The following is an 8,425-nucleotide window of genomic DNA, read 5'->3' on the forward strand; positions in this document are numbered from 1 at the left end:
TAGTTGCTGACAGTGATTAGTACGACGACGACGCTCTTTAAACTAGCTCCATGAATGGTGAAGGCATTTTTATACTTGGAAATAGTTTTGAAACTAACTGTCTAGACAAACCTATTTCTTTCAATAAATTATGCCAATTTACAGGACCTATTTTAGTGAATAGATCTGAAATTAAGCTAGGTTCTTCAACTGGAATTTTGTCGTCAAGAGGCTCATTCTTTGAGTACCCATTTTTATTAAGGTATATATATCCAGAACGCATTCTATCTTCAGAGATCAAACCTAAACTTTTTGCTCTATATAACAATGCTTTTAAGCTTACACCAAAGTAAGTTTTTAGAACCTTCAAGCTATTCCAGTTTAAACTTCTAGTTCCTTTTAACAATGGATATTTATTAGTCGCACTTAAAAATAGACTTCTTGGCATCAAGAGAGAGCTTGCAAAATAGTTTGCTTGCTTTTCAGTTTCTTTATCACCAGTTTGAATTCCGCTATGCATAACAAGGTGACCAATTTCATGAGCAAGGTCAAAACGATACCGACAAGGACTACCTTTAGCGTTATTCCGGATTATTAATGGCCACTTTCTTGATATAGAAAATGCATCAACTTTTTCATCAACACCTTCGATAATAGCTATAACAATACCAGCATTTTCAGCTAAGAGCGTTAAATTCCCGATGGGAGCATCACCAATATTCCATTCTTTTCTTAGACGCTCAGATGCTATTTCGATATCGTTTATATTTTCAAAGGATAGATCTGAAACTTCAGGAAGAAGAACCTCTCTAGCTGGATAATATTTACTGACCCCTTGAAGTAATTCATCCAAAACCTCAGCTCTAGCCATTACCATATTAGTTAATGTTTTAGTTCTTGAACGTAAACTTCTAAAGTGACAATCTTCTTCTACAACTGGTGCTATTCTATCGCTATAAAAATATTCTTTTTTAACGTCTAAGTGTTTACATAATATTGGGAGTTGCTCTTCGGTTGGTTCTTGACCAGCTTCCATTTTATGAACATTTTGACGAGTTACTGCTAATAACTCGCCTAGCTCTTCCAATGAGAACCCCTGAGCTAATCGTGCAAGTCGTAACTTATCACCACGATATGATCTTAATGCTTCGCGATTACTAAACATCGTCCTCAGCCACATTTGGTACTTCTTCTTTATCTCTCAATGGCTCAATTTCAACTTTCTTCACTTCAGCAGGAGCAGGAAGTGCATCTTCGACAGGATATGGTACATGCCTTGCCGTTGAATTGGATTGCCAGACAGATTTCATTTGTTTTGTAATTGAGTCATATCCAACTAGAACGACTCGATAGTCATCCTCTAAATCTTCTAGCTCATTTCCTGTATCTTCAACAGTAGCAGGAGCTTGAATAAAGAGACGCCAAGTTAAATCAATCGAATTCCCCTCAAGGTCATCAAAAAGAGTTAGTTGAGATTGCTCACAATCATTTTTAAAGAAAACTTTTCCTTTTTTGGGATTAGAAGGGTCGTCTTTAAAAACGCGAACAGGGATAGTACAGATTTTAGGAACGTAGTCCATAGTTTTACTGGCAATAGTAAGCCACGGGATAGACTTATCTTCCGCCAATTTAAAGAACAACTGTCGAGTCCTACCAAAAATACTCGTTTCAAAGGTATAGTTATCATCATACTCTGAACTATTAGATTGAAGTGTCATCTCAACGATTTGTAGCATTCTTTTAGATACGAACTCTAAATGCTCTTCTTGTAACTCGGGGCACAACACAAATGGAGATTCGAATTGTTCGATGTTCATACTTTCAGGCTCTTTTTTGATTTTGTAAACCAATTATCTTGCCGATTTGAAATTTAGTCAACTAGAAAGAGGCAAAAAATGAATTTTGTTAACTGATGAATTGGCTTTTAATGTGAGTATTATTCGATTTATACAGACATTACGCTCTATACCTAGGCTTTGACGTCGTCGACGGCAGCACTAAAACAAAAAAATCCGACACCGATGACCAAAGCCACCGATGCCGGATGTGTTGATTAAATCAAAGGTTTATCTGAAACCATTATGTAACGCTCTGCATCTCGTCCAAACTTGAAGTAGATGCCATTCGCATTCAAACTCGATTCTTGACCCTTAATCTTTGCTGACAACGCCGCTGCACCTTTAGGTAGGTACATGCTTTCTTCAAACTTTTGAAGCTTATTCAGAAGCTCGGAAGGTTTGCCCTTCCACGGCTCATCTCCAGTTTTCTTAAGCAATGCCGTAAAAGCAATCGTTAGACTATCATCTGCCATGCCCGACGCCATCAACGACTCTACATTCTTCGCGTACACTTTTTGCAGCTTACCCTCTGGGAGTTTCCAGATTTTTTCTAGCGCTCCTATCCATTTGGCATAGTCCATCATTCGCGCTTCGTGCATCACCTCAACATCAGGCAATACCGCCAACGCTTTGGATGCAAGAGTCAATAAGGCACCGAATATCTCTGGCATAGATGCTTCTAACTCAGCTTTCAGCTCTTGCTCAGGACGTCGATTGCCTTTATTCATCGGTTCCAAGTTGACTCGGAGGCAACGGGAAGCCAAGTCGGATTCTTTAACAAAATCATGAATACCATTTAGCACCAGTGGGCTATGTAGTTCTAGCATCGTTACTTCTGCTGTCTTGTACAGTGTTCGCTTCGTCATTGTTCCCTTGGTAGCTACGGTACAAAGCAAATCACTTTGTCGCTTGGTCAAACTTCTAAGGTTATCAATAACAACTAGCGACATACCGTTGATGGTCAGAACAAAATCACTCTGTTTAGGGAAAGCCATTGCTGAAACAGCGCTTGGGTCTAGCAAACCACGAAGCACGTTATTGCAGAAGAAGCTTTTCCCCGCACCCTTTTCGCCTTGAATCATCAAGATAGGGTAAGGAACACCTTTCGCCTTAGGATGTGCCATTAAGTAAGTCATGTAAGCGATCAGCAAGAAGAAAGTATTCGTGTCGGTATTAATGAACTTTCTCAGCTTTGCCAAGGCTGATTTGGTGTCGTCACATGGCAACTTAGGCGTAACCATTGGTAACTGAAAGCTCGGTCGCTGAAAATAGAGATTCTCATTACTAGCTGGCATTGTATCCAACACTTCAACACCTTGAGCACTAAGTTGAGCAATCTGACCGTTCGAGAGGTCAATGGTCACTGTTTCAGTTCCCGGAGCCATACCATATCGAATTTGAGGTTTAATCAACGGCTGCTCATGCTCCCATGCGATAGCTTTGACTTCCTCGAATGCATCTTTCACGTTTTTACCAACCAATCTTAGTTCTACTCGCTTAGCGAACTTACGCAGCATCTGCTCTCCCTTATCAGAAGCCAATGGGATAGCTTGCTTAGACTCTCCGGTATGCTCAATCAAATATGGTGTACGTGACTCGTCCTGCTTAACTACGCTAGGGGTAAACTGCTCTAAGAACTCTGCGAATGCATTTTTATCAGCCATTGTAAAAATCTCCTTTAATACTATTTTTCTTGGGATGGCACCGTCATTTCGACTGCCACTTTTAAACGGAAACCATTTAGAACATCGGCGGCGGCGTCGGTGAGAGCCTGAGTTGCCGCATCCAATTGGTTTTGAAATTGTGCTTGTTCTAACCTCACCAAGAACGAATCGTGGTTAGTGAGTAGAAGTGGGATATTGGCATCATCAAGACGTAGGCAGGCTCGGCGCATAATGTCGGCACCAGTTGCTTGAATCTTCCAATTAGCTAGCGAGAGTTGCCCGTCCAAATCCGAAATGGTGTATTTCCAATCTAAGGAACGAGCGAAACCTTGTTGCCGAATAACATCGGCAGATTTAGCGAGATAGCGGTCCATTGGGTAAATAAGGCGAGATAGCTCATTAGACAGAGATCTGACTCGACTCAAGGTAATACCCAGTTTTTCAGCGAGTGTCCGATAACCGATTCCATACAATCGACCAATGAGAAGTTGCTTACACTGGTCACGGCTAAATTGGCCGCCAACTAACTGAACGAGATTCTTGTATATATCCCCCTTTTGGTACCAATTCATGAGCACCCGACATTGCGCAAAATAAGCAGCAATCATGGGCTCTTGTTGCTGGTAATCTAGAAGGGCATAAACACTGCCTTTAGGTGGGCTTAGTACAGACTTCCAGTACTGCTTAGGAACTTGGTTCAGAGAAGAACCAAGAGCATGATCACGACCTGTTTTAGTATGAAAAGCCGAGACGACCGGACGATACCAATGTCCGGTAGAATCTGTGTTTAGTGCTTTAACAATGCCTTGATATTGCTTAGCTACGAATTGGCTTGTACCCGACTTTTTCTGTGAGTACGAACCAATTCGCTTAAGCATTGCAGTATGATTTACTCTAATCGCTTCTCTGCTCTTTATATGCTCTATATGCCGCGTAATGCGACGTTGAACATCCAATGGTGGCAAGCTCGAAACAGATTTAACCTCTTTAGCGATATGGTCAGGTAGGTAACCTTGCGCTGAGTGAGCAAGTAACTGTTTATTCAGCGCATAGGTATGTGATCCAAGACCATAACGTGCGATTGCAATTCATCCAGGAATGTCATCGAAACTTACATCATCAATATCAATCTCATCTTCAATTTCGTCTAACTCTTCGGGTTCCTCTAGCGGCTTTGGATCATCAGAGAAAATTCCATATTCCGAAGGATCATAAGATCTGTTAGCGTCGGTATCTGCCTGATTACTTTCAGTACCCCCGCCGTCGACGTCAACAAACTCACCTTTATTTTCCAACAACGCCTGAGCTACAGGATGTTCTAGAGAATCGATGTGATACTCTCCACCAAACGTTTCGTTAAAAACTTTGTCCGCTAGCGTCATATCAACCTCAAAAGATTCGATATCATGCTCTATCGAATATCCGTAAACACCAGCTTCTTTATTGCGCTTGAGGGAGATAACTTTGCCTTCTGCACTCGCTTTAACTGCATCCAATTTGCTGACGTTCCATGAGTTTGTTGGATTTTTACTTAATGCAATAAAACGAATCTCACCTTTCGTTGTTTGCAAAACATGAATATGTTTCTGAGATATTTCTTTCTGTGGCAACTGTTTAGCTACATCAGCATCCACGTAATATGTCTCCTTATAACCCGTGTTTCCATTCAAACGTTCAAAAGCTAACATTTGCCATACGTTGAACTTAGCCTTAAATGGCACACCATCTGAAGGCGGCATGTTACGCAGGGCATTTACTGGTGTTTTTGCTTTGAAGTTCGCTACTTTTTCTGCTTGTGCTTCTAGTTTGCTAATCAGACTCATTTCATTCTCTCCTAAGTTATCAATAGAAATTGATGCGACTTAATTCAGCATCGCAATAGGCAGCCATTCAGCTACCCATTAAGTTGCTAAATCAACATTCAAAAATCGTAGAGCGTTACTTTCCAGATTGTTAAAGAGCATCGAGAAGGCGTTCCGTCTCGTTGGTTTGCATTAAACAGCAATGTTGTAGAGTTGAATTTCCAAAGTGCTTGCAATAGCCAAACTTATCGTTGGAACCTTCTTTCCTAACCACGAAATACATTTAACCAGCTCCCCCACGAAGATAATTTCCAAAGTGCTTGTAAAAGCTACAGGCATAAAAAAAGAGAAGCTTTCGCTTCTCTTTGGGCATCTAACTCACGCTACTTTGACTGTTGTGATTTCTCGTAAGCATTCCTACTTTTACTGAACAAACTATCTGATATATAAGCAAATGGTCCATCATACTTCTTCCACTTACTAAACTCTGAATTGAGTTGCTTCTGTCTTCTGGCATAGCATTCATCATCAGACTCAACTACACCATCCTTCCCCACTTTCCTACTCACTTTATCCAGATAAAAGAAGCGATCATTTTTTGCCATTTCTTCTGCTGCTTTATTGGCAGACACTGCATTAACCTTTAACCATGAATATAGCCACGCTTTAATAAATAACCAGCGATACGTTGCTCTGATATCGCTAGCTTTGTAACCACCATGTAGACGAGTATAGATAAACGCATTGGGACTTTTTAATTCCACTTCTCGTTCATACTTGATACCCGTATGCTCCATTTCTAATTCTGCTGCACGCTTAGAGAGCTCGTAGTAGAGCACCATATCCACATATCGCTTAGTATCTATCCTCAATAACTTCTCATATCCCATAGTAGTGAGTAGCTCTGATTGCAGGTCATCAACTAAACACTGCACATGGCTTACAATTGTGTCTTGATAGAGCTGCAATAAGGATTTGGCTAGTAAGGCGTATTTTTGATTAGGACGAAACTCTTCGAATGCACCTGTATTCATTACAGGTAGCTTCGATAGTAAAACCAATTGGTCTGCAACATAAGAACATTTATCAAGAATTTCGGTAAGAAGCTCTGGAGTGAACATCGCCTCTTCATTTCCTATTTGTGCTTTCAACACAGTAAACAACCAGTTGTCCCATGCATAACAACAATGCTCAACCAATTCGACAAGCTCACGAGCCATCAAAGTGACTTCATTATTGTATGGGTGTCGAAACTCTATCGTATGCATAATTCGATGCATCTCGGCTCTTACGCTCAACTCTAACGAGTCATTCTTAACTAACTGAGAAATAGGTCTTTCCAGTAATGTTTGACACTCCCAGTAGTACTCTTCAATGTCATCCAACCCAAAAAGGTTCATAGCAAAAATACAATAGGGCTTACTATTTCCGGGCATATCGTTGACCTTTATAGAAAGCTCATGGAATTGAGGATGTTCGTAGCTTAATTTTCCTCCTATTTTTAGCTGTTTAAGCTCCGGATGATGTTCTACGATATTTAGCTCAAATACTTGTAAGTCTTTATCTTTGCAATCTATCGTAAATGGCTGTCTAGCTTTACTCATTGTTCTTCAAGATTTATCCAAAAAAACAATGATACCGTAACGATACTGAAAGCTTTAATGTTGTATCGTCGTCGACGTATAGCGAACTAACGACAACAACAAAAAAGCAGAGGTTACCCCCTGCTCACCTAACTTGTCCGTCAATCATCTATAACCTCGTCGGCGACGACACCAATTACGAAGCCAGCTATACCACCAATTAGTACCCCATATGGACCATACCTAGCCCCAATAGCAGCACCGACTTTAGCAGCACGAATACCTGTGTTCTTTTTTGACTGGGATGATGATTGTGAAAAGGTTCTGCTTTGCATGTTTGCTCCTTTGGGAAGTAAAGAAGGGCAATACCTCTCGATATCACCCTTAACGATTTAATACCCCAGCTTACTTAACTGAATCGCATAGATGATTTGCGAAGCTACGAGTCATCATCTGACTTTGGTACTGGTTATTTAGCTTCAATGTATTGAGCCAGAACTCATCCCCATCAACTTCGAATTGCATAAATGCTTTCTGCTCTTGATTGCGGAAATTCACATCACCTTCAATATCCACGAAGATTCGACCCGATTTGGTTTTACCTGATTTCCATGTTTCATTGGTGAATGCCGAGTCGATCATGTCCCCTATTACGTAAGGGCAACCATCTGGACTGCCTTCTTTAATTGTCTGGATTGCATCATCTGTATCCGAACTAAATAGACCTGCTGATGAGCCAAAGCTAGCTAGAACTAACGCACTGATTAGTAGTTTTTTCATTACTACATTTCCTTATTAGATTTACTGATTGAAGAATTTGATAGTGATTGCTGTCGGCGTCGTCGAAACGACGTCAACGACGATAAATGGAAGGGTTATTTTGTTTTCTTGTCTGCGAGCGCTAACAGCTCTGCTTTTAGCTGTTGGTATTCGTCGCCTAGTACGTGAAGATAAATTGATGATTCGGACTTTTTGGCTAGACCTAAGTCTCTAACTATTGAGGCACAGAAACCTTGGTTATTGGCTGAACCTGAAGGATATAGGGATTTATAGACCTGACTTTTCCACGGGTTATCACCTTGAGATTCGATCAACTGGAATAGTTCGTTAAGTGGAACCCAGTGTTTTGAATGCAATCCTGCCCCACCACTTTGTCCGGCAATTCGAAAATAGAGCTGCTTGTCCTCATTATGTTGAGCAATTTCATAGAGGATTTTTCCTTGGGCTTTTGCTCCTAGTTTGGGTGCTTCACCTGTTTCGAGAATGGTAGAGAATGGATTGCCTTCTGGCGTGGCTTTAGATGTATCAACTCCTGCATTCTTCCTGCTGTTTTTGGCTTGGTTCATAGAAACTCCTTTATTTCATTGAGCTAGAAATAAGAAAGCCCCTACCGGACGAATCCAGTAAGGGCTCTTACAATTCAATAATATAAATTCGTTTTGCTGCTTGTTACGCCTAGGGGTTTTTTCCTGTCTTTTCCGGTACTGTTCCTGTCTTTCCAACACAGTTTTCTACATTTTCTCGACGGTGGCGGCGGTAATATAGGTTCGGTGGATTTC

The 8,425-nt window shown here is 40.9% G+C and carries 9 protein-coding genes; all 9 read right to left on the reverse strand.

Annotated elements, in window-relative coordinates:
* Positions 1-37: 37 nt before the first annotated feature.
* Positions 38-1,159: an XRE family transcriptional regulator gene (locus L3V37_RS23270; protein ID WP_140062846.1), complete on the reverse strand. Its 1,122-nt coding sequence runs from the start codon at positions 1,157-1,159 to the stop codon at positions 38-40.
* On the reverse strand, positions 1,137-1,796 hold the full coding sequence (locus L3V37_RS23275; protein WP_140062845.1) for a hypothetical protein: 660 nt from the start codon (positions 1,794-1,796) through the stop codon (positions 1,137-1,139). Before L3V37_RS23275 ends, L3V37_RS23270 begins: the two co-directional genes overlap by 23 nt.
* Positions 1,797-2,032: 236 nt before the next feature.
* Entirely contained in the window at positions 2,033-3,481 is a 1,449-nt protein-coding gene (locus tag L3V37_RS23280; RefSeq protein ID WP_237307244.1) for an ATP-binding protein, read from the reverse strand.
* A 20-nt stretch (positions 3,482-3,501) separates the two neighbouring features.
* The gene (locus tag L3V37_RS23285; protein ID WP_237307246.1) at positions 3,502-4,359 is read right to left on the reverse strand and encodes a DNA polymerase; all 858 of its coding nucleotides are present in this window, start codon (positions 4,357-4,359) and stop codon (positions 3,502-3,504) included.
* Positions 4,360-4,569: 210 nt separating this feature from the next.
* On the reverse strand, positions 4,570-5,304 hold the full coding sequence (locus L3V37_RS23290) for a hypothetical protein (RefSeq protein ID WP_237307248.1): 735 nt from the start codon (positions 5,302-5,304) through the stop codon (positions 4,570-4,572).
* A gap of 362 nt (positions 5,305-5,666) precedes the next feature.
* Positions 5,667-6,887 (reverse strand): hypothetical protein, encoded by a 1,221-nt coding sequence (locus L3V37_RS23295; RefSeq protein ID WP_140090607.1) that lies wholly within the window; start codon positions 6,885-6,887, stop codon positions 5,667-5,669.
* A gap of 140 nt (positions 6,888-7,027) precedes the next feature.
* The gene (locus L3V37_RS23300; RefSeq protein ID WP_171387724.1) at positions 7,028-7,201 is read right to left on the reverse strand and encodes a hypothetical protein; all 174 of its coding nucleotides are present in this window, start codon (positions 7,199-7,201) and stop codon (positions 7,028-7,030) included.
* Positions 7,202-7,271: 70 nt separating this feature from the next.
* Positions 7,272-7,646 (reverse strand): hypothetical protein, encoded by a 375-nt coding sequence (locus L3V37_RS23305; RefSeq protein ID WP_193288378.1) that lies wholly within the window; start codon positions 7,644-7,646, stop codon positions 7,272-7,274.
* 95 nt (positions 7,647-7,741) lie between these two features.
* Positions 7,742-8,212 carry a hypothetical protein gene (locus L3V37_RS23310; RefSeq protein ID WP_237307250.1) on the reverse strand — a complete coding sequence of 157 codons (471 nt, stop codon included), beginning with the start codon at positions 8,210-8,212 and terminating at the stop codon, positions 7,742-7,744.
* Positions 8,213-8,425: the final 213 nt, after the last annotated feature.

This window comes from Vibrio sp. D54 (assembly GCF_021728075.1).
Taxonomy (GTDB): Bacteria; Pseudomonadota; Gammaproteobacteria; order Enterobacterales; family Vibrionaceae; genus Vibrio; species Vibrio alginolyticus.